This window comes from Krasilnikovia cinnamomea (genome assembly GCF_004217545.1).
Lineage (GTDB): Bacteria > Actinomycetota > Actinomycetes > Mycobacteriales > Micromonosporaceae > Actinoplanes > Actinoplanes cinnamomeus.
On record NZ_SHKY01000001.1, the window covers coordinates 7,041,996 to 7,061,020 of the forward strand.

At 73.9% G+C, this 19,025-nt stretch carries 18 protein-coding genes, 1 pseudogene and 1 riboswitch; of the genes and pseudogenes, 9 read left to right on the plus strand and 10 right to left on the minus strand.

All coding sequences use genetic code 11. The features are described 5' to 3' along the window. Window position 1: 1 nt before the first annotated feature. The gene (locus tag EV385_RS31135; protein WP_207230023.1) at window positions 2-1,297 is read right to left on the minus strand and encodes a sensor histidine kinase; all 1,296 of its coding nucleotides are present in this window, start codon (window positions 1,295-1,297) and stop codon (window positions 2-4) included. A gap of 611 nt (window positions 1,298-1,908) precedes the next feature. Here EV385_RS31135 and EV385_RS31140 point away from each other — a divergent pair. Continuing rightward, window positions 1,909-3,126 carry a serine hydrolase domain-containing protein gene (locus EV385_RS31140; protein ID WP_130512686.1) on the plus strand — a complete coding sequence of 406 codons (1,218 nt, stop codon included), beginning with the start codon at window positions 1,909-1,911 and terminating at the stop codon, window positions 3,124-3,126. Window positions 3,127-3,195: 69 nt separating this feature from the next. Here EV385_RS31140 and EV385_RS31145 read toward each other — a convergent pair whose 3' ends face one another. Next, a complete protein-coding gene (locus EV385_RS31145; RefSeq protein ID WP_130512687.1) occupies window positions 3,196-3,906 on the minus strand; it encodes a YcnI family copper-binding membrane protein in 711 nt (236 codons plus the stop codon). A 204-nt stretch (window positions 3,907-4,110) separates the two neighbouring features. Here EV385_RS31145 and EV385_RS31150 point away from each other — a divergent pair, with 204 nt between their 5' ends. From EV385_RS31150 to EV385_RS31160, 3 genes are all read left to right on the plus strand, one after another. Continuing rightward, window positions 4,111-5,508: a PepSY-associated TM helix domain-containing protein gene (locus tag EV385_RS31150; protein ID WP_130512688.1), complete on the plus strand. Its 1,398-nt coding sequence runs from the start codon at window positions 4,111-4,113 to the stop codon at window positions 5,506-5,508. A 91-nt stretch (window positions 5,509-5,599) separates the two neighbouring features. Beyond that, window positions 5,600-6,358, plus strand: a complete 759-nt coding sequence (locus EV385_RS31155; protein WP_130512689.1) for a DsbA family protein — start codon at window positions 5,600-5,602, stop codon at window positions 6,356-6,358. Then, window positions 6,358-6,978, plus strand: coding sequence for a vitamin K epoxide reductase family protein (locus EV385_RS31160; protein WP_130512690.1), 621 nt, complete (start codon window positions 6,358-6,360; stop codon window positions 6,976-6,978). The genes EV385_RS31155 and EV385_RS31160 overlap by 1 nt, the downstream gene beginning before the upstream one ends. 13 nt (window positions 6,979-6,991) lie before the next feature. Here the strand turns inward: EV385_RS31160 and mycP are convergent, their stop codons facing one another. Continuing rightward, window positions 6,992-8,188, minus strand: a complete 1,197-nt coding sequence (mycP, locus tag EV385_RS31165) for a type VII secretion-associated serine protease mycosin (RefSeq protein ID WP_242625174.1) — start codon at window positions 8,186-8,188, stop codon at window positions 6,992-6,994. 123 nt (window positions 8,189-8,311) lie between these two features. Beyond that, window positions 8,312-8,398: riboswitch (cobalamin riboswitch) on the plus strand. 59 nt (window positions 8,399-8,457) lie between these two features. On the opposite strand from mycP, the gene EV385_RS31170 reads away from it, so the two are divergent. The 5 genes from EV385_RS31170 to EV385_RS31190 all read left to right on the plus strand — a co-directional run bounded on the left by EV385_RS31170 (window position 8,458) and on the right by EV385_RS31190 (window position 11,905). After that, window positions 8,458-8,661, plus strand: a complete 204-nt coding sequence (locus EV385_RS31170; RefSeq protein ID WP_130512691.1) for a CbtB domain-containing protein — start codon at window positions 8,458-8,460, stop codon at window positions 8,659-8,661. Next, a complete protein-coding gene (locus tag EV385_RS31175) occupies window positions 8,652-9,434 on the plus strand; it encodes a CbtA family protein (protein ID WP_242625175.1) in 783 nt (260 codons plus the stop codon). Before EV385_RS31170 ends, EV385_RS31175 begins: the two co-directional genes overlap by 10 nt. Window positions 9,435-9,468: 34 nt before the next feature. After that, window positions 9,469-10,026, plus strand: coding sequence for a histidine phosphatase family protein (locus EV385_RS31180; protein WP_130512692.1), 558 nt, complete (start codon window positions 9,469-9,471; stop codon window positions 10,024-10,026). Between the two features lie 78 nt (window positions 10,027-10,104). Continuing rightward, window positions 10,105-11,358, plus strand: a complete 1,254-nt coding sequence (locus tag EV385_RS31185; protein ID WP_130512693.1) for a hypothetical protein — start codon at window positions 10,105-10,107, stop codon at window positions 11,356-11,358. Between the two features lie 208 nt (window positions 11,359-11,566). After that, complete coding sequence (locus EV385_RS31190) at window positions 11,567-11,905, plus strand: RNA polymerase-binding protein RbpA (RefSeq protein ID WP_015622005.1); 339 nt, start codon at window positions 11,567-11,569, stop codon at window positions 11,903-11,905. Window positions 11,906-11,961: 56 nt separating this feature from the next. Here the strand turns inward: EV385_RS31190 and EV385_RS31195 are convergent. The 7 genes and pseudogenes from EV385_RS31195 to kamD all read right to left on the minus strand — a co-directional run bounded on the left by EV385_RS31195 (window position 11,962) and on the right by kamD (window position 18,986). After that, a pseudogene (locus tag EV385_RS31195) lies at window positions 11,962-12,460 on the minus strand (FxsA family protein). A 58-nt stretch (window positions 12,461-12,518) separates the two neighbouring features. Further along, window positions 12,519-13,307 (minus strand): polyprenol monophosphomannose synthase, encoded by a 789-nt coding sequence (locus EV385_RS31200; RefSeq protein ID WP_130512694.1) that lies wholly within the window; start codon window positions 13,305-13,307, stop codon window positions 12,519-12,521. Further along, window positions 13,304-14,920, minus strand: coding sequence for an apolipoprotein N-acyltransferase (gene lnt, locus EV385_RS31205; RefSeq protein WP_130513681.1), 1,617 nt, complete (start codon window positions 14,918-14,920; stop codon window positions 13,304-13,306). The genes EV385_RS31200 and lnt overlap by 4 nt, the downstream gene beginning before the upstream one ends. A 64-nt stretch (window positions 14,921-14,984) precedes the next feature. After that, window positions 14,985-16,259, minus strand: a complete 1,275-nt coding sequence (locus EV385_RS31210; RefSeq protein WP_130513682.1) for a glutamate mutase L — start codon at window positions 16,257-16,259, stop codon at window positions 14,985-14,987. Window positions 16,260-16,294: 35 nt separating this feature from the next. Continuing rightward, entirely contained in the window at window positions 16,295-16,660 is a 366-nt protein-coding gene (gene kal, locus EV385_RS31215) for a 3-aminobutyryl-CoA ammonia lyase (protein ID WP_130512695.1), read from the minus strand. Beyond that, window positions 16,657-17,400, minus strand: coding sequence for a lysine 5,6-aminomutase subunit beta (gene kamE / locus EV385_RS31220; RefSeq protein ID WP_130512696.1), 744 nt, complete (start codon window positions 17,398-17,400; stop codon window positions 16,657-16,659). Before kamE ends, kal begins: the two co-directional genes overlap by 4 nt. Then, window positions 17,397-18,986: a lysine 5,6-aminomutase subunit alpha gene (gene kamD / locus EV385_RS31225; RefSeq protein WP_130512697.1), complete on the minus strand. Its 1,590-nt coding sequence runs from the start codon at window positions 18,984-18,986 to the stop codon at window positions 17,397-17,399. The genes kamE and kamD overlap by 4 nt, the downstream gene beginning before the upstream one ends. Window positions 18,987-19,025 lie beyond the last annotated feature (39 nt).

Genomic DNA, 19,025 nt, shown 5'->3' on the forward strand with positions numbered 1-19,025 from the left:
GTCACGAGCGAAGGGTATCGAGGGTGACCAGCACACCCTCGCGGAAGCACAGCCGGTACGCGTCACCGGATCGGTCGTCGAAGGGGTCACTGGTCATCGCGTAGTACTCGCACACCACGCCCGGCGCGGCGGCGATACCGCGCGGATGCGGCGCCTGCCGCCGCGGCAGCAACGGCGCGACCTGGGTGCGCCGCTGGCCGATCTGCAGGGACGCGTACGCGTCGGCCGTGAGCACCGCACGGTTGACCACCTGGTGGCGCCACAGTCCGACAGCGGCGACGAGCGCGGCGTAGGCGAGCGTGGGCACCAGGAACACAGCGACGGCCGTGCGGCTGACGCGTCGCCGGTGCCGGCGCCGCACAGCGGTGGCGGTTGGCGGCGCGGCGACCTCGACGGCGGCCGCGTGGGGTATCCGCGCGACGACCTCCCACCGGTCGGCGCGGCGCCCGGCCTCGAAGGTGCCACCGGCCAGCCGGACCCGTTCCCGCAGACCCGGCAGGCCCGACCCGTGCGACGCGCCGGCCGCGGGGGCGCCGGGCACCAGGGCGTTGACCACGCGCAGCACGCTCTGCGTGGGCTCGCTGGTGACCACGACCTCGACGGCGCTGCCCGGGGCATGCCTGGTCGCGTTGGTCAGCGCCTCCTGCACCACCCGGTACACCGCGTGGTCGTGCATGGCGCTGGCGGTGGGCGACGGGGTACCGGACTGGGTCAGCCGGACGGTCACGCCGGCCGCCGCGGCCCGCTGGACGAGATCGGACGGTCCCGCCCCGACCGGTCGCCCCTGCTGGCCGCCGGCGTCGTCGCGCAACACGCCGACGATCTCCCCAAGACGATCGACGGCGTCGGCCAGTCCCGCGCGGACCTGCTCCGCGGCGTCCCGGTGGGTTTCCGCGAGATCAGGGGACACCTTCAGCGCACCCGCTCGCAAGGCGATCAGGCTCAGCTCGTGGCCCAGCGAGTCGTGCATGTCCTGGGCGATGCGGGCGCGTTCGCGCAGCCGCACCTGCTCGGCGGTCAGCCGCTGTTCCCGCTCAAGCTGTTCTGCCCGGCTCCACCCCGCGCGCACGAGTTCCGCGCCTTGGCGCCAGACCACTCCCACCAGCCAGGGCAGCAGGCCCGCACCGACCCACACCGCGATGAGCGTGCCGGCCTGTGCCAGCAGCGCGGGCACGACCACGAGGATCGCCACACCCACCGCGATCGTCGCGGCGAAGACCGCCACGGCCGGCCACACCCGCCGGACGACGCGACCGGCCAGCAACGACGACACGGCAGCCGGAAGTGCCCACCGCACGTCGGCGATGGTGGCCGGCAAGCACGTCGCCGACACCGCCAGCACCGACGCGCCTGCCCAGCGGCGCGACGCCGACCCGCTCCAGGGCGGACCTCCCGGCCACGTCATCACCGAACCGACGATACGGCCCCCGCCACATCCGGCGGCTCGCTGCGGTCCCCGGGCCGCGGGAGGCCGCCGACGGGCTGCGCGAGTGCGCCGACGAACTGCTCGCCGCGCTGGACACGGGCCCGGACTGTCGCGCCGCCCGCGCCACACCCTGGTACGGCACCGGCGTCACCCGCACCGTCGCCACCCTCGCCGCGCTCAGCGTCACCGAGAGCGTGGTGCACGGGTACGACCTCGCGAAAGCGTTGCGGACACGGCCGTGGCTGGACGAGGGGACGGCCGCGGCGACCGTGCTGAGCGAGATGCCGGCGCGCTCGCCTTCGGTCGCCGGCCGTGGCTCGGCCTGCGGTGCCACACGCTGTTCCGCCTTCGGTGAGGCCCGGGTAGCGGTTAGGGGTCGCCCCACGGGAGGTGTACCCGTGCGTGGGACACATCGGAATCGGCGGCGCATGTCGCCCGAATAGACCAGAATGGACGGTGCTGTCACCATCGAAGGAGGCCCCGTGCTGCGACATGCGTTCGTCGTCCTGATCGCCGCCACCGCTCTGACCACCCCGGCCGCCGCCACCGCGGCGGGCCCGGGCACCGACCAGTTCGCCCCGTTGCTGCAGCAACAGCTCGACGCGGTGCATGCCGCGGGCATGCCCGGCGCCTTCGCCGAAGTCCGCGACGGCCGGCGCACCTGGACCCCGACCACCGGCGTCATCGACATCGCCACCGGCGAACCGGTCCGCGACGGCCTGCGGCACCGCATCGGCAGCATCAGCAAGACCTTCCTCGCCGTCACCGTGCTGCAACTGGCCGGCGAGCACCGCATCGGCCTGGACACACCGATCGGCGGCTACCTGCCGAAACTGGTGCCGGCCACGGTCGGCCGGCAGGTCACCGTACGGATGCTACTCAACCACACCAGCGGGATCGCCGACTACGACACCGAACTGGCCGCCACCGCGCAGGACCTCGTCAAGCTGGGCCGCACCACGTACCGCCCGGAGCAGCTGGCCCGCATCGGGCTGAACGCGGCGCCCACCAACGCCCCGGGCGCCGCGTTCTCATACTCCAACACCAACTACGTGCTGGCCGGGCTGATCGTCGAACGGGTCGCCGGGCACAGCTACCGGGCCGAGATCAGCCGCCGCGTCCTGCGGCCGCTGGGGCTGCGCGACACGTACTTCGAGGGCGCCAACCCGCTGATCCGCGGGCCGCACATGCACGCGTACGTGCCGTGGACGTACGGGAAACTGCGCGACTTCACGCGCTACAACATGAGCTGGGCCTGGGGCGCCGGTGAGATCGTGTCCACCGCCCGCGACGTGAACACGTTCTTCCGCGCCCTGTTCACCGGCAAGGTGCTGACCGCCGGGCTGCTGGCCCAGATGCGCACGACCGTGGCGCCGGACCCGGGCCACCCCGACGCGGGCGGGTACGGGCTCGGCGTCTTCTCGATGCGGCTGCCCTGCGGCCTGTTCTGGGGACACGACGGCGGCACTATCGGCCACCAGACCCTCACCCTGCACAGCCCGGACGGTCGGCGCCAGCTGACGTACGCCCACAGCATGGCCTTCTACCAGAGCTCACCGACCGTGCAGCACCCGATCGACGCGGCCATCGCCCAGTTCGTGGTCACCGCGCTGTGCGGCCCGCAGCCGGCCACCCTGGCCAAGGAGTCTGGTGCCGTCCTGCGCACCGTCGACCTCGCCCGGCCGGCGCCCCGGCGCTGACCGCACGGCGGTCCCGGGCCTGGGAAGCCGACCGCTTCCCAGGCCCGGTCGCGGCGGGCCGGGCGGCGCTCAGGCCCGCTGCCCGGCCCGGCGGTACGCCAGCAGGCCGGCGACCAGCCCGGCCAGGCCCAGGCCCAGCCCGGCGAGCCCGAGCCAGTTGGTGCCGTCCGCCTCGCCGTCGTGGCCGCTGGTGGCGGCGGCGGGCGCGGCGGCAGCGGCGGCGTGCGGGTCGCCGTTCCCGGCGGCGAGCTTGAGTACGGGCGCGGGGTGCTCGGGCTCCTCCTGGCCGGCGGCCGGAACGTCGATCCAGCGCACGATGTCGCCGTCCGAGTACGTCTGCAGGGACTTGAACACGATCTGGTTGGTTGCGGGCAGCGGGCCGAGGGACACCTCGAACTCCTGGAACTGGCCGGGCTTTATCTGGCTGTTCGCGTCCGCCGCCGTCCAGGTGATCTTCGTGACGGCCTCGGTGATCTCGGTGTCGTGCTTCTTGATCGGGGTGGCGAGCTTCGACTTCACCGTGGTGGCCGACCAGCCGGGCAGCGGCTTGAGCGACACCGACGCGATCGGGGTGTCGGCGGGCAGGTTGATCTCGACGGCGGTGGTGTTCGCGGTGTCCTTCTCGTTGGGCACCCGGAACGCGACCTTGGTGTAGCCGCCCTGGGTGGCACTGTTCGGGTTCACGGTGACGTGGGCGGACGCCGGCCCGGCCAGGGCGAGGGTGGTGACGGCGGCGACGCCCGCGACAACGGTCGCGCGGGCCAGGACGGTACGCAGCATCAGCGTGCCTTTCAGCGAGGGGACAACCGGGGGGTAGTCGCGGCCCGGTGGCCGAAAGTTCCCGCGACATTGCCTCGGTTTCGCGGGAACCGGGCGGCGGGGGCCGCACGACTACCGACCTGAGCCGGCGCGGAACCCACCCGCGCCGACCCCGCCCCTGTCCCCGGCGCCGTGCGCGCGCCGCTGAAGCGAGGACCTTGCCGAATGACCCTCACCCCGGACGTCGTCGACCCCGCCCCCGCCGCGCCACCGGGCCGGACCGCGAACGCCGCGCGCCTGTCGCCGTTCGGGGCGCTGCTGCTACGGCTGCACTTCTACGCCGGGATCCTCGTCGCCCCGTTCCTCGCGGTCGCCGCCGTCACCGGCCTGCTCTACACGGTCACCCCGCAGCTGGACGCGCTGCTGTACGGCGACAAACTCACCGTGGCCAGCACCAGCGGGGCCGTGCTGCCGCTGGCGCGGCAGATCGACAAGGCGCGCCAGGCGCATCCGGACGGCACCCTGGCGTCGGTGCAGCCGGGCACCGGTGAGCAGACCACGAAGGTGGTGTTCGCGCTGCCGGAGCTGGGCGACAAGCAGCACACCGTGTACGTGGACCCGTACACCGGCGACGTCCGGGGCACGCTGACCACCTGGTGGGGGTCGACGCCGGTGACGACATGGCTGGACGACCTGCACCGCAACCTGCACCTGGGCGACCTCGGGCGCCACTACTCCGAGTTCGCCGCCAGCTGGCTGTGGGTCCTCGCCGTGGGCGGGCTGGTGCTGTGGTGGCGGCGCCGCCGCAACCTGCGCCGGATGTTCACCCCGGAGCTGTCGGCCAACAAGGGGGTCCGCCGCACCCGCGGCTGGCATGCCGCCACCGGCGCGTGGATCACCGTCGGCCTGCTGATCCTGTCCGCCACCGGCCTGACCTGGTCCCGGTACGCGGGCGGCACCTTCGAGTCCGCCCTGGACGCTCTCGACGCGCACCGGCCGCAACTGGCCACCACGGCCCCGGACGGCGGACACCACGGCGACGGCGGCGGCGCCGCGCCGCTCGACCCGGCCCAGGTCGACACCGTCCTGGCGGCGGCCCGGCGCGGCGGCCTGGACGGCCCGGTGGAGATCACCCCGCCGGAGCAGCCCGGATCCGCCTGGACCGTCGCGGGCGTCGACAACACCTGGCCGGTCGGGCTGGACCGGGTCGCCGTGGACCCGGCCACCTCCCAGGTGGTGGCGCGCAGCGACTTCGCCGACTGGCCGCTGCTGGCGCAGCTGAGCAAGCTCGGCGTGCAGGCGCACATGGGCGTGCTGTTCGGCGTCGTCAACCAGATCCTGCTGGCCGCCCTCGCGGCCGGGCTGCTCTGCGTGATCCTGTGGGGGTACCGCATGTGGTGGCAGCGCCGCCCCACCCGCGCCGGGCGCCGCGCCCCGGTCGGTGCCGCCCCGGCGCGGGGGGCGTGGCAGCGGCTGCCCGGCTGGACCATCGCGGCGGGCGTCCCGCTGGTGGTCGCGCTGGGCTGGGCCATGCCCCTGCTCGGTGTCCCCCTCGCCGCGTTCCTGGTGGCCGACGCGGTCGCCGGTGCGGTGGTACGGCGCCGCCGGCCCGCTACGAGCTGAATCGGGGTAGCCGCACGCCGAACCCACCGTCTAGCCCGCCGAATCCTCCTAGCCTGGACAGGGCGAAGGTCACCAGGCCGCGGGGGAAACGGTGGGCAAGCAGGCACGGGAGCAGTCCCGTCAGGTACGCAAGGGCCAGGCAGCCGTCGCGGCCGCCCAGAGCGGGCGGCCGCGCTGGCCGGCCATCGCCGGTCTCGTTGTCGTCGTCGGGTTGCTGACCGCGATCGTGTTCACCATCGTGCGGGCCGCCACCAACGACTCCTCGGCGCAGCCCACGGCCTCCGGTCCGGTTGTGGCGCCCAGCGGCGCGGCCGGCGGCGCGCTGGTCAGCGGGAAAGCCGACGCCCCGGTCAAGCTCGAGATCTACGCCGACTACATGTGCCCGTACTGCGGCCGGTTCGAGCGCGCCAACGGCGCCGAGATCGCCCGGCTGGTCGACGACGGCACCGTGCGCCAGTACCAGTATCCGCTGGCGTTCCTCGATGAGATGTCCGACGGGACCCGCTACTCGACGCGGGCCGCGAACGCCGCCGCGACCGTGTACGACCAGGCCCCCGACAAGCTGGCCGCGTTCGACGCGGCGCTGTACGCGAACCAGCCCGCCGAGGGCAGCGCGGGCCTGTCCGACGAGCGGATCGCCGAGCTGGCCCGCCAGGCCGGGGTGCCGCCGCCGGTGGTGGAGAGCTTCACCCGGCGGGTGTTCGAACCCTGGGTGGCCACCTCGACCCAGGCCGCGTTCGCGTCCGGGCTGCAGGGCACCCCCACCGTGAAGATCAACGGCGAGGTGTTCGAGGGTGACCTGTACACGGTGGGCCCGCTGACCGAGGCCATCACCGCGGCGGCCAAGTAATGACGGACCCGCTGGCCTGGTTCCGGCGGCTGCGCCACGCCGACGCGTGGATCTACGGCACCATGCTGTTCTCGGCGTGCCTGAGCCTGCTGGCCTCGTTCGTGCTCTCCATCGACGCCGTACGCCTGGCCGAGAACCCGAACCGCAGCCTGTCCTGCGACATCAACGCCGTGATCAGCTGCGGCACGGTCGCCACGAGCTGGCAGGCGCAGTTGTTCGGCTTCCCGAACGCCTTCCTGGGCCTGGTCGCCGAACCGGTCGTGATCACCATCGCGGTGGCGAGCCTGGCCGGGGTGCGTTTCCCCCGCGGTTTCATGTTCGCCGCCCAGATCGTCTACACCCTGGGCGTCATCTTCGCGTACTGGCTGTTCTACGAGGCCGTGGTCAACATCGGGGCGTTGTGCCCGTGGTGCCTGCTGGTCACCGTCTCCACCACGCTGGTGTTCGCCACGCTCACCCACGTCAACGTCCGCGACGACAACCTGTACCTGCCCGCGCGGGCCCAGCAGGCCGCGGCCCGCTTCATCGACGCCGACTACGACGTGCTGGTCGTGACGATCTGGCTGCTCACCCTCGGCCTGATCATCGTCACCAAGTACGGCACCGCCCTGTTCGGCTGACCCGCCGGCCGGGTCAGCCGGACGCGGGCCGCCAGCCGCGGCGGCGCCCGCGCCGCACCACGGCCGCGCCGCCGCCGAGCAGCACCACCGCGGCGGCGCCCGCGGCGGCCACCAGCAGCGCCCGGTCCTGCGCGTGCTGGCGGCGGGCCTCACGGGCGACCTGGGCCGCGTCGTCGCGGTGCACCACGACGGGTGCGGGCGGCGCGGCCCCGTCCGGCGCGAGCGTCTCGGTCAGCGCACGGTACGGGTTGAGCAGGCCGTAGCCGTACTCGTCGCTGCGCCCACCGCCGGGCGCCGGGTCGGCGGTGGCCAGGATGCGCCGGGTGATCTCGCCGGGGCTCAGGTCGGGGAAACGCTGCTTGAGCAGCGCCGCCGTGGCCGCGACGAACGGCGCCGCGAAGCTGGTGCCGTTGCCTGCGGCGTGCCCGCTGCGCGGCGCCGCCATGGTGACGCCGACGCCGGCGGCCATGACGGTGACGTACCTGCCGTGCTGGGAGTCCTCGGCGCGCAACCCGTCCGGCCCGATCGAGCCGACCCCGATGACCCCGTCGTAGGCCGCCGGGTACGGCGTCGGGTTGGCGCCCTGGGCGCCGCCGGCGTTGCCGACCGCGGCGACCACCACCACCCCGCGCCGCAGGGCGCGGTCCACGGCCTCGTGGACCGCGGGTTCCTCCTTGATCATCACCACCGACAAGTTGATCACCTGGGCGTTGCCGCGGCGCGGATCTGACGCCCAGTCGATGGCCTGCGCGAACTTCTCCGGCGACACGAAATCGCCGACGGTGCGCCCGTCGATGGTCTCCTGCTCGCTGATGCGCACCGGCACGATGGTCGCGCGGGGCGCGAGGCCGTGGAACGGCACGCCGTCGACCCGACGTCCGGCGATGATGCTGGCCACGCCGGTGCCGTGCCCGACGCAGTCCTGCCGGGCGTCGCGGTTGCCGCGCAACATGTCCAGCCCCGTGTCGACCCGCCCCTGCAGTTGCGGGTGCTGCGCGTCGACCCCGGAGTCGAGGACCGCGACCCGGACCCCGGACCCGTCGGCCACCCGGCCCAGCCGGTCCAGGCCGTACAGCTGGGCCTCGTAGGGGACCGCGCGGCTCACCGGCCCGGACGCCGGCTGCTGGCCGCACGCGGCCGCGCGGGCCTGGGCCGGAACGGGCAGCAGCACGCCGAATGCCACGGCCACGGCCGCCACCGTCTTCCGCACCGCCAACGCCTCCCCAGGTCGGGGCACATCGTATCCGGGCGTGGCGGCGCGCGGGGGGCACCCGAATTGACCTGGTCGCGGCCTCCCCGTTAGGTTATGAGGACCAATCTGCGGCGTCGCGAGGGAAACCGGTGAAAATCCGGTACGGTCGCGCCACTGTGAACGGACACCCCCCGGCACCGTCTGGGTGGTGTCGGTGAGTCAGGACGCTCACGCGCCGCAGCCCCACGAACGGGACGCGTCATCCCGAGTAGGAGGTTCTGGCCCGCATGCCGAAGGTTCAGTCGGTTCACCCGGTGATCTCACCCGCCGTGTCCACCCGGGTGCTGTGGACGGCACTCGCGGTCGTCGCGGTGCTGCTGCTCATGGCGTACCTGGTCGCGTTCGACCAGGGCGCGGTCTCGCGCAGCGGCATGTACCTGCACGAGCTCATGCACGACGGCCGGCACCTGCTCGGCGTCCCGTGTCACTGAGCGCCGAGCGCGCCCCGGGCTACCCCGCTGTCCTGCTGCGCGGGCTGCTGGCCGGCCTGATCGCCGGGCTGCTGGCCGGGGCGTTCGGCTATGTCGCGGGCGAGCCGCGCGTCGACGCGGCCATCGCGATCGAGGAGCAGGCGGCGCACGCCGAGGCCGGTGGCGGCGAGGCCGGCCACCACGACGACGAGTTGGTGGGCCGCACCGGGCAGAAGGGCGGGCTGTTCCTGGCCACGGCCCTGTTCGGGGCGGCGATGGGCGGGCTGCTGGCCACCGCGTACACCCTGCTGCGGCGCCGGTTGCGCACCCCGTCGGACACCCGCGCCGCGCTGGGACTGGCCGGGGCCGCGCTGCTGGGCGCGGTGCTCGTACCGTTCGTGAAGTATCCGCCCAATCCCCCGGCGGTGGGCGACCCCGCGACGATCGACCAGCGGACGGCCGCCTACCTGGCGATCGTGGTGCTCGGGCTGGTCGCCGTCTGGGCGGGCGTGGTCGGCTACCGGGCCCCGCGTACGGCCGCACCGGAGTGGCTGCGCGCGGCCGGGGCCGTGGTCGGCTTCCTCGCCGTGGTGGCCGTCGGGTACGTGATGCTGCCGTCCGTCGACGAGGTCCCGGCGACGTTCCCGGCGAGTCTGCTGTGGAATTTCCGGGTGGCGTCGCTGGGCACCCAGGTGGTGCTGTGGGTGTCGCTGGGGCTGGGCTTCGCCGCTCTGCTGTCGCGGCTCGGCGCCCGCCGCTCCCGCACGGTGGACCAGGCGGCCGTCGCCGGGTGAACGCGGCGCCGCCCCCAGCGCCCGGCGCCGCCGGATGAGCGGGGTACGGCTGCTGGCCTGCGCCCCCACCCCGGCGCTGCGGGCCGCGGTGTTCGGCGGCGACGGTGAACCCGACGACGCGGGCCTGCGCGCCGCCCGGTCCCTGTCCGGGCGGCGCGGCCTGAACGGTGACCAGCCGTGGGTGTGCGGCGGTTCCGTGGCCGCCGCCGCCACGGCCCGCGCGCTGGGCCGGTCGGCCGTGGCCGTGCCCGCGCTGGCAGATCCCGATTTCGGGCACTGGACCGGCTCGGCGCTGGAGGTCGTCGCGGCCCGCGACCCCGCCGCCGTGCAAACGTGGCTGACCGATCCCGGCGCCGCGCCGCACGGCGGGGAGTCCCTGGCCGCCGTGACCGCGCGCGTCGGCCGGTGGCTGGACGGGCAGGCGTCGCAGCCGGTGGTGGCGGTCGCCCACCCGGTCGTGGTCCGCGCCGCCGTCGCGTCCGCCCTGGAATTGCCGCCCGCCGCGCTGTGGCGTCTGGACGTGGCGCCGCTGGCCCTGCTCCGGCTGACCTGCCGGGCGGGCCGCTGGCACCTGCACCTGCCCGCCACCTAAACGCCCCTCGGGCGAACTCCGCCCGGCACCGGCGCGCTGAGCCGGTGCGAGGCCCGCGCGTCGATACAATCCGCGGCGATGGAACGGAACGCCGAGACCCGCCCCTGCGCGCACTGCGGGCGGCCGGTGCCGCAGCGGGCCGCGGCCGGGCGGCCGTTCCGGTACTGCCGCGACAACGACGGCGAGTGCCAGCGCGCCTCGCGCAACGTACGGATGCGCCAGCGCGCCGCGCCCGGCCTGGCCGGGCAGGTGGCCCGCACGTGGGAGGCGGTCGACCGCCTCGATCAGCTCGTCGCCACCCTCAGCGAGGCCCTGCACGCGGAGCTCAGCCCGGCCGGGGTGGACCGCCAGGTCGCCGAGGTGCGCGCGGAGACGTCCCGGCAGGTCCTCGCCGCGCACGCCGAACGCGACGAGGCGCGCCGCGACGCCGAACACGCCGCCGAGGCCGCCGCGCAGGCGCGGCAGCAGGCCGCCGAGGCGGTCGCGGACCGTGCCACCGCGGCGCAGGACGCCGACACCGCCCGGCGCGCCGCGCAGGCCGCCACGGCGCAGGCCCGCGACGCCCAGGCGGCGTGCGACGAGGCCCGGCAGGCCGCCGGGGCGGCGGCCGCACGCCAGGAGCAGGCCGAGACCGACCGGGACACCGCCCGCCGGGAGGCCGAGCAGGCCCGCACCGAGGCGGGGCAGCTGCGCGGCGAGCTGCGGGAGGCGCGGGAGGCGGCGGCGGACGCCGAGGGCCGGGCGGAGCAGGCGCGGCAGGCGGCCGAACAGGCCGTGCGGGAGGCGCAGACCGCCCGGGCCGGGGCCGAACGGGCCCGCGACCAGGCCCAGGCCGACCGGGACCAGGCCCGGGCGGACGCCCAGGAGGCCCGCTCGGCGGCCGACCAGGCCCGGGCGGAGCTCGTGACGGCCCGCGCCGAGGCGGAACAGGCGCGGATGGAGCTGTCGGCGGCCCGCGCCGACGCGGAACAGGCGCGGGTGGAATTGTCGGCCGCCCGCGCCGAGGCGGAAGGTGCCCGCGCCGAGGTGGAGCGGGCGGGGCTCGACGCCCGGGCGGCCGCGGCCCAGGCCACCGCCGAGCGGCAGGCCGCGGCACGCGACCGCGAGGACGCGCAGCGGATGGTGGAGCAGGCCCGGGCCGCCGCGCAGCGCGACATCGACGAGCTGCGGCGCCAGCTCGACGCGGCCCACGCCGACGCGCAGGCCGCGCAGGACCGTACGGCTCAGTTGTCGGCGCAGGTCAGTGACCTCGCGTCGGCGCTGGCGGCGCTGGGCGGGGCGCGGACCGGGGCCGCCGCGCAGGGTGGGGCGCAGGTGATCGCCCAACGGTGACGTACATCGCACCGGCGCAGAATGGCCAAACGGCCGTAAACCGGACCAAGGTCCACTTCAGGGTCCGACCGTGCCGAACGGTAAGGCCCGCAGGCCGCTACGCTCGTATGCGTTAACACCGCCGACACATGCGGCGGTGCGGTAGGAATCTGACGACCGACCCTTTCGTTACACCAACGAGAGCACCACGAGCGAGGGGAAGCCGATCATGGGCGAACGCATGCTGCGCGGCAGCCGTCTTGGCGCAGTCAGCTACGAGTCCGACCGCAACACCGAGCTGGCGCCCCGGCAGACCCGCGAGTACCTGTGCGTCAAGGGCCACCAGTTCGAGGTGCCGTTCGCCGTCGACGCCGAGGTCCCGATCACCTGGGAGTGCAAGTTCGACGGCAGCGTCGCCCGGCTGGTCGACGGCAACGAACCGGAACAGAAGAAGGCCAAGCCGCCCCGCACCCACTGGGACATGCTGCTGGAGCGCCGCTCCATCTCGGAGCTGGAGGACATCCTCAACGAGCGGCTGCAGGAGGTCCGCACCCGCCGCGGCCGCTGAGCCCACACCCGGACACACAAACGCCGCCCCCACCCCGGGGGCGGCGTTTGTCGCGTTCAGCGCACGATCTCGCCCTCGACGATCTCGCCGTCCACGCCGTCGTCGGGCATCGCGGCGGGCGACGGCTGGCCGCGCCGCACCCGTACTCGGCGCGGGCCGAACAGGTCACCGGCGAGCGCGGACGACACCCGACGCTCCGTGGCATACCGCACCCCGCGCCGCGCCAGGCCCCCGCCCCGGCGGCAGGATCAGCACCAGCCCCGCCACGGCGGTCAGGAAACCCGGCACCGCCAGCAACAGCGCCCCCAGCACCCCGACCAGCGCGTGCGACACCTGACCCCCGGCCGGGCGTCCGGCGTCCGCGGCGGCACGCCACACCCGCCACCCGCGTACGCCCTCACGGCGCAGCAACAGCAGCCCGGCGACGCTGGCCGCGGTCAACAACAGCACCGCCCAGCCCGCCCCGATCGCATGCACCACCGCGACGAACACGACGATCTCCGCGACCGCCAGCAGCAGCATCCCGACCGGTAGCAGCGCCCAACCTCGGTGCATCACGCACCCCCCTGCGGTGTCATCGCCGACCGTTCCAGCATGACACGCGGGTGCCCGCTCAACGGAGGGTGGAATCCGCCTTCGGGTCGCGGCCCAGCCGCTGCCGCAGCGCCTGCGCCCGCGACTGCACCCCCCACCGGGTGACCCGCAGCAGCTGCTCCTTGAAGATGTTGCCGCTCATCTTGCTCTTGCCGCGCTCACGTTCGGTGAACGTGATCGGCACCTCGGTCATCCGGAACCCGTGCCGGAACGTCCGCCACGCCAGCTCCACCTGGAACGAATACCCCTGCGAGGCGACCGTGGCGACGTCGATGTGGTCCAGCACCGCCATCCGGTACGCCCGGTAGCCACCGGTCGCGTCCCGGAACGGCATCCCCAACGCCATCTTGATGTAGATGTTGCCGCCGCGCGACAGCAGCAGCCGGTGCAGCGGCCAGTTGTGCACGCTGCCGCCCGGAATGTACCGGGTGCCCAGCACCGCGTCGTTGTCGCGCAGCGCGTCCAGCAGCTTCGGCAGCTCCTCCGGGGCGTGCGAACCGTCCGCGTCCATCTCCACAACCGCGTCGTAGCCCTTGTCCTTGGCCCACGCGAACCCCGCCACGTACGCGGCGCCCAGGCCCTGCTTACCGGCGCGGTGCAGCACGAAGACGTGATCGTCGGTCGCGCTCAACTCGTCGGCGATCGCGCCCGTACCGTCCGGCGAGTTGTCGTCGGCGACCAGGATGTCCACGGACGGCACCGCGCGGCGCACCCGCTGGGTGATCTGCCGGATGTTCTCGGCCTCGTCGTAGGTCGGAATGACCACGAGGACCCGGCCCACCCCCGGATACTCCTGCGCCTCGCTCACCGTTCCTCCGTTGCCACACTGTCGTCGATGTCAATCCCGCGCCGCCGGCGCAGCCGCCCCGGCGCCGCCAGGGCCAGCAGCGCGAGCCCGGCCACCGCGGCGGCCAGCTCCGGCCACCGGCCCAGGCGAGTGGCCAGCGTAGCCGGTCCGCCGAGTCGCATCTCACCCACCACCACCGCGGCCGTGTTGAACCCGGTCGCCTGGTGCACCCCACCGGCGGTGTCCACGAACCCGGACACCCCGACCGTCGACACCATCAATGCCTGCCGGCCGTGCTCCACCGCGCGCAGCCGCACCATCGCCAGCTGCTGACGCGCCTCCGCCACATCGAAGGTGGCATTGTTCGTCTGCACCGCCAGGACCTGCGCGCCGCCGGTCACGGTGTCCCGCACGATCTCGTCGTACGCCACCTCGAAACAGATCACGTCGCCGAGCGTCACCGGGCCGGTACGCACCACGCCCGGCTTCTGGCCGGCGACCATGTTCTTCACCAAGTCCACCTTGTCGCTGACCAGCCGCGCCACCGGCCGCAACGGCATGAACTCCGCGAACGGCACCGGGTGCCGCTTGACGTACAGCTGATCGATGGCAGGGCCGGTGCCCGGCCGCCACAGAATGCCCGCGTTGCGAATCTCCCCCGGCCGGTCGCCGCGCAGCACCGCGCCCACCAGGATCGGCACGCCGATCTCCTGGGCCGCCGCACCGATCTGCTGCCCGGCGTCGGCGTTGCGCAGCGGGTCGATGTCGCTGGAATTCTCCGGCCACACCACCAGATCCGGGCGCGGCACCCGGCCCGCCGCCACCTGCCGCGCCAGCTCCCGGGTCCCCCGTACGTGGTTGTCGAGGACCGCCCGGCGCTGCGCGTTGAAATCCAACCCCAGCCGCGGCACGTTGCCCTGCACGAGCGCGACCGTGGCCCGCTGCGGACCCGCCTCGGCGACCGGCACCGCCGCCGGCCCCACCACGATCAGCACGGCCGCCGCCGCGAACCCGGCGCCGGCCGCGATCCGCCGCACCCCTCGCCCGCGACACCACCACAGGCCCGCCAGGGCCCCACCGGCCGCCGCCACCGCGAACGTCACCAGCGGCGCCCCACCCCACACCGCCAGGCGCAGCAACGGCCCGTCCGCCTGGCCGAACGCCAGCCGCCCCCACGGGAACCCGCCGAACGGCTGCCGGTCCCGCAGCGCCTCCTGCGCCGTCCACAGCAGCCCGCACACCAGCGGCCACACCGCCGGCCACCGGTCCAGCAGCGGCGACACCCAGGCGCTCGCGGCGCCCAGCAACGCCAGGAACGCGGCTTGCGCCACCGACAGCAACACCCACGGCAGCCAGCCCGTGTTCAGGTTCGTCCACGCCAGCAGCGGCAGGAAGAACACCAGGCCGGTGATCATGCCCAGCCCGGCGGCGCCGCGCAGCCGGCGCCGGTGCGCCGCGACCGCCAGCAACGCCACCCCGACCGGGCCCAGCCACCACAGCCCGTACGGCGGAAACGACACCAGCAACGACAGCCCCGCCAGCACCGACAGCAGCAGGCCCACCGGTAGCCGCACCGGCCCCGGCGCCACCACCGACACGGGCGCGGACGGCGGCGCCGCGCTGTCCAGGGTCATCTCCACGCGCGGAATGCTAGCCGCGCCCGGTCACGGAACCGTCGCGGGCAGCACCCCCGGCCCCTCACCGCAGCGTGTCGAGCAGCCCGGCCGCCGCCGCCGGATGCTCCGCCGCCAACAGGCCCGCCGCCGCCAGCACGTACGCCGAATCCACCGTGCGCCGCGCCCCCGCCGGTGCCGCCCACCCCCCGGCCGTGTCGCCCAGCACCGCGTCCAGCACCTGCGGACCCCCGCCGTGGCGCAGCACCCCACCGGAACCCACCACCAGCCGCACGTCGCGCAGATCCCGCCCGCCCGTGCGCGGCAGCCCCGGCCCCGGTGCGTGCCCCCGCGCGTGGCGGCGCAACGCCACCATCGCCGCCACCTGCGCCAACCGCCGGTCCGTGCCGGTGTCGAACGGCGGCCCGCCGGTGATGTCCGGCGCCGCCAACTTCTCCGCCGCCGCGGCCGCCACCACCCCGCCGGCGCCCGCCCGCACCCCCAGGTCACCCTCCACGGTCCGCGACCGCCACAACGTGCCCGCCACATCGCGGCGCGGACCCGTCTCCGCCTCCGCGTCCGGCAACAACGCCGAATACACGTCCGTCGTCGCCCCGCCCACGTCCACCACCAGCACCCCGGCGCCGGTGCGGTCCGCCAGCAACTCCACCGCCGCCAGCACCGCGTCCGGTGTCGCCGCCCGCACCAGCGACGCGAACCGCTGACCCCGCGACAACCGCTTGCCGCCGATCACATGCCTGAGGAACATCTGCCGGATCGCCGCGCGCGCCGGACCCGGATCCAGCTCCCCGATGCGGGGCAGCACGTTGCCGGTCACGGTCACCGGGATGCCGCGCGCCGACAGGACCCCGGCCGCCTCCTCGCGGGCGTCCGCGTTGCCCGCCACCACCACCGGCACCCGCAACCGCGAGGTCGCCAACCGGCCCGCGTTGTGCAGCAGCACCGACGCGTCACCGCCGTCGGTGCCACCCACCAGCAGGACCACGTCCGGGCGGGCCGCGCGCAACGCCGCGACCGCCCGCCCGTCCAACGGCCCCGCGGCCACGTGCACCACCTGCGCACCCGCCGACAACCCCACCCGGTGCCCGGCCTCCGCCGTGACCAGCGCCTCGTACCCGACCACCGCCAGGCGCAACCCGCCGCCGGCCGACGAGCACACGTACAGCGGCGCGGCGGGGTCGGCGTCCAGCCGCGCCACCGCCGCGTCCAGGCCGACCAGCACATCGGACTCGGCGGTCGTCGGCACCTCGACCCGGCGCACCAACGCACCCGAACCGAGATCCACCAGGCAGGCCTTCGTGTACGTCGACCCCACGTCGACGCAGACCGCTCCCGTCATGCTGAGCCGGCCCGGCACGCCCTCGCTGCGCTCGGTCATGCCTTGGGTGGGACGACCACCGTGCCCGTCGCCGTCACCGCCACGATCGGCTCCGCCAGCACCTGCGCGCCCGAACCGCCCGTGCCCCGGCACACCACCGTCGACGCGAACTCGATCGTCCGCGACCGGGTACCCATCCGGGTCACCGTCGCCGTCACCTCCAGCACGTCACCCGCCTGCACCGGCGCCTTGAACTGCACATCCGAGTACGACGCGAACAACCCCTCGTCCCCGTCGAGCTGGATGCACACCTCCGTGGCCACATCCCCGAACAACCCCAGCGAGTACGCCCCGTCCACCAGATTCCCGGCGTAGTGGGCGTGCGCGTACGGGACATACCGGCGGTGCACCACAGTGATCATGCGGCGTTCTCCTTGCGGGTCAGCAGGGCGTGCACAAGATACGAGGCCACCTCGCCTGGTGTGGTGCCCCGGCCGAAGATCCGGTCGACGCCCAACTCGTCCGTCATCAGCTCGTCGAACCGCGGCCCGCCCACGATCAGCAGCGGCCGCTTACCCGCCGGCAACGCTTCCCGGAACGCCGCCGACATCGCCCGCGTGTTGTGCAGATGCGCGTCGCGCTGCGTCACCACCTGCGACACCAGCACCGCGTCCGCCTTACGCGCCCGCGCCGTCTCCACCAGCTCCGGCACGCTCACCTGCGCACCCATGTTCGTCACCGACAGCTCCCGGTAGTACTCCAGGCCCTTCTCCCCCGCGATCCCCTTGACGTTGAGGATCGCGTCGATGCCCACGGTGTGCGCGTCCGTACCGATGCAGGCACCCACCACGTTCAACCGCCGCCGCAGCCGCCGCTTGATCGTCGCGTTGACCTCCTTGGCGCTCAACAGCGGGAAGTCACGCTCCACCACCTGCACCTTCTCGGTGTCCACCAGGTGGTTCACCCGGCCGTACACGACGAAGAACGTGAACCCGTCACCCATCTGCTTCGCGTGCACCAGCAGCGCCGGGTCCATGCCCATCTTGTTCGCCAACTGGACCGCGGCACCCTCGGCCCGCTTGTCGTGCGGGATCGGCAGCGTGAACGACACCTGCACCATCCCGTCCCCGGTGGTGTCCCCATAGGGGCGGATGATCGTCACTTCCGGGCCCCCTTGCCCTCGGAAACGGGCGCCGCCTCCAGCGCCTCGGTCACCGGGTTGTAGTAGTCCTCGTCGTGCTTCGCGACACCGTCCAGGCCCTTACCCCGGTCCGCAGGCCGCTTCATGATCCCGAAGGTGCCGTCCGCGATCGCGTTCAGCAGCGTGTCGTCCACGATCTCCTCCAGCAGCTCCACCGCCTCCGCGAGGACCTGCTGACCGCGCTGCTGAATGAACCCGCCCGGCGCCGGCACGAAGTCCTCGTGCAGATTCCCGGCCCCGTTCAGCACGTACCGCACGTTCTGCAGGGCGACGTCGCGGTCGGACAGCCACGGCGTCACCACCGCCTCGGTCATCATCCCGACCAGCAGAATCCCCTGCCCCGTCAGCGCACCCACCAGGTTGAAGAACCCGTCCAGCAGATTGCCCCGGAACACGTCACCGGTCATGTGCTTGGTCGGCGGCATCCACTTCAGCGGCGCGTCCGGGAACAACTCCCGCGCCAGCAACGCGTGCGCCAACTCCATCCGGAACGAATCCGGCAGATCCGGGTTGATCTCGAACGCGTGCCCCAACCCCAGCTGCCAGTCCGCCAGCCCCGCCTCGTGCGCGAAGTACTCGTTCAACAACTGCGACACCGTCACCGTGTGCGCCGCCTCCACCGCGTCCGCGGTGGTCAGATAGTTGTCCTCACCAGTGTTGATGATGATCCCGGCCCGGGCATGCACCTGCCGGGAGAACCGCTGATCCACGAACGTCCGGATCGGATTGATGTCGCGGAACAGAATCCCGTACATCGAATCGTTGAGCATCATGTCCAGCCGCTCCATCCCGGCCAGCGCCGCGATCTCCGGCATGCACAACCCGCTCGCATAGTTCGTCAACCGCACATAGCGGCCCAGCTCCCGCGACGTCTCATCCAACGCGGCCCGCATCAGCCGGAAATTCTCCTGCGTCGCGTACGTGCCCGCGAAACCCTCCCGGGTCGCCCCCTCCGGCACGTAGTCCAGCAACGACTGACCCGTCGACCGGATCACCGCGATCACATCCGCACCCGCCCGCGCCGCCGCCTGCGCCTGCGGAATGTCCTCGTAGATGTCCCCGGTCGCCACGATCAGATAGATCCACGGCCGCTGCTTGGGATCCCCGAACCGGCGGATCAACCGGTCCCGCTCCACCCGCCGCTTGTCGATCAACTTCACGCCCGCGCCGGTCGCCCGCTTCGCCGCCCGCCGCGCCGCGTTCACCTCGGCCTTCTTCTCCGGTACGGCGAACCGCACCGCACCCGCCGCCGCCTTCTGCGCCAGCACCGTCACATCGTCCAGGCCCTCAGCGGCCAGGGCGTGGAACACGGGAACCGCCACCCCGTGCCCCAAACCCACATCCGCGACCACCGCGTCCACCAGCCGGTTCACCCACGGAATCCCATCGGAATCCGCACCGCGCACCCCGGCCAGCCGCAGCACCGCCCGCTCCACCGACACCGTCGTGTGCGAACGCGCCAGGTCCACCACCGGCCGCCCCGCCCGCGCCGCGAGCGCACGCGCCCGGCGCACCACCCGCGGATCCAGCTTCAACTTCCCGGCCACGCCCGTACTCCTTGTCCCGCCCCGCCTCATCGCGGGGCA

What these genes read in the sequence shown, in the direction of transcription:
- lnt (WP_130513681.1), bottom strand. Translation starts at nt 14,920, where the DNA reads ATGACCCTGGACAGCGCGGCGCCGCCGTCCGCGCCCGTGTCGGTGGTG.
- EV385_RS31190 (WP_015622005.1), top strand. Translation starts at nt 11,567, where the DNA reads ATGGGCGAACGCATGCTGCGCGGCAGCCGTCTTGGCGCAGTCAGCTAC.
- EV385_RS31145 (WP_130512687.1), bottom strand. Translation starts at nt 3,906, where the DNA reads ATGCTGCGTACCGTCCTGGCCCGCGCGACCGTTGTCGCGGGCGTCGCC.
- EV385_RS31160 (WP_130512690.1), top strand. Translation starts at nt 6,358, where the DNA reads ATGACGGACCCGCTGGCCTGGTTCCGGCGGCTGCGCCACGCCGACGCG.
- kal (WP_130512695.1), bottom strand. Translation starts at nt 16,660, where the DNA reads ATGATCACTGTGGTGCACCGCCGGTATGTCCCGTACGCGCACGCCCAC.
- EV385_RS31185 (WP_130512693.1), top strand. Translation starts at nt 10,105, where the DNA reads ATGGAACGGAACGCCGAGACCCGCCCCTGCGCGCACTGCGGGCGGCCG.
- EV385_RS31210 (WP_130513682.1), bottom strand. Translation starts at nt 16,259, where the DNA reads ATGACGGGAGCGGTCTGCGTCGACGTGGGGTCGACGTACACGAAGGCC.
- EV385_RS31150 (WP_130512688.1), top strand. Translation starts at nt 4,111, where the DNA reads ATGACCCTCACCCCGGACGTCGTCGACCCCGCCCCCGCCGCGCCACCG.
- EV385_RS31170 (WP_130512691.1), top strand. Translation starts at nt 8,458, where the DNA reads ATGCCGAAGGTTCAGTCGGTTCACCCGGTGATCTCACCCGCCGTGTCC.
- EV385_RS31180 (WP_130512692.1), top strand. Translation starts at nt 9,469, where the DNA reads ATGAGCGGGGTACGGCTGCTGGCCTGCGCCCCCACCCCGGCGCTGCGG.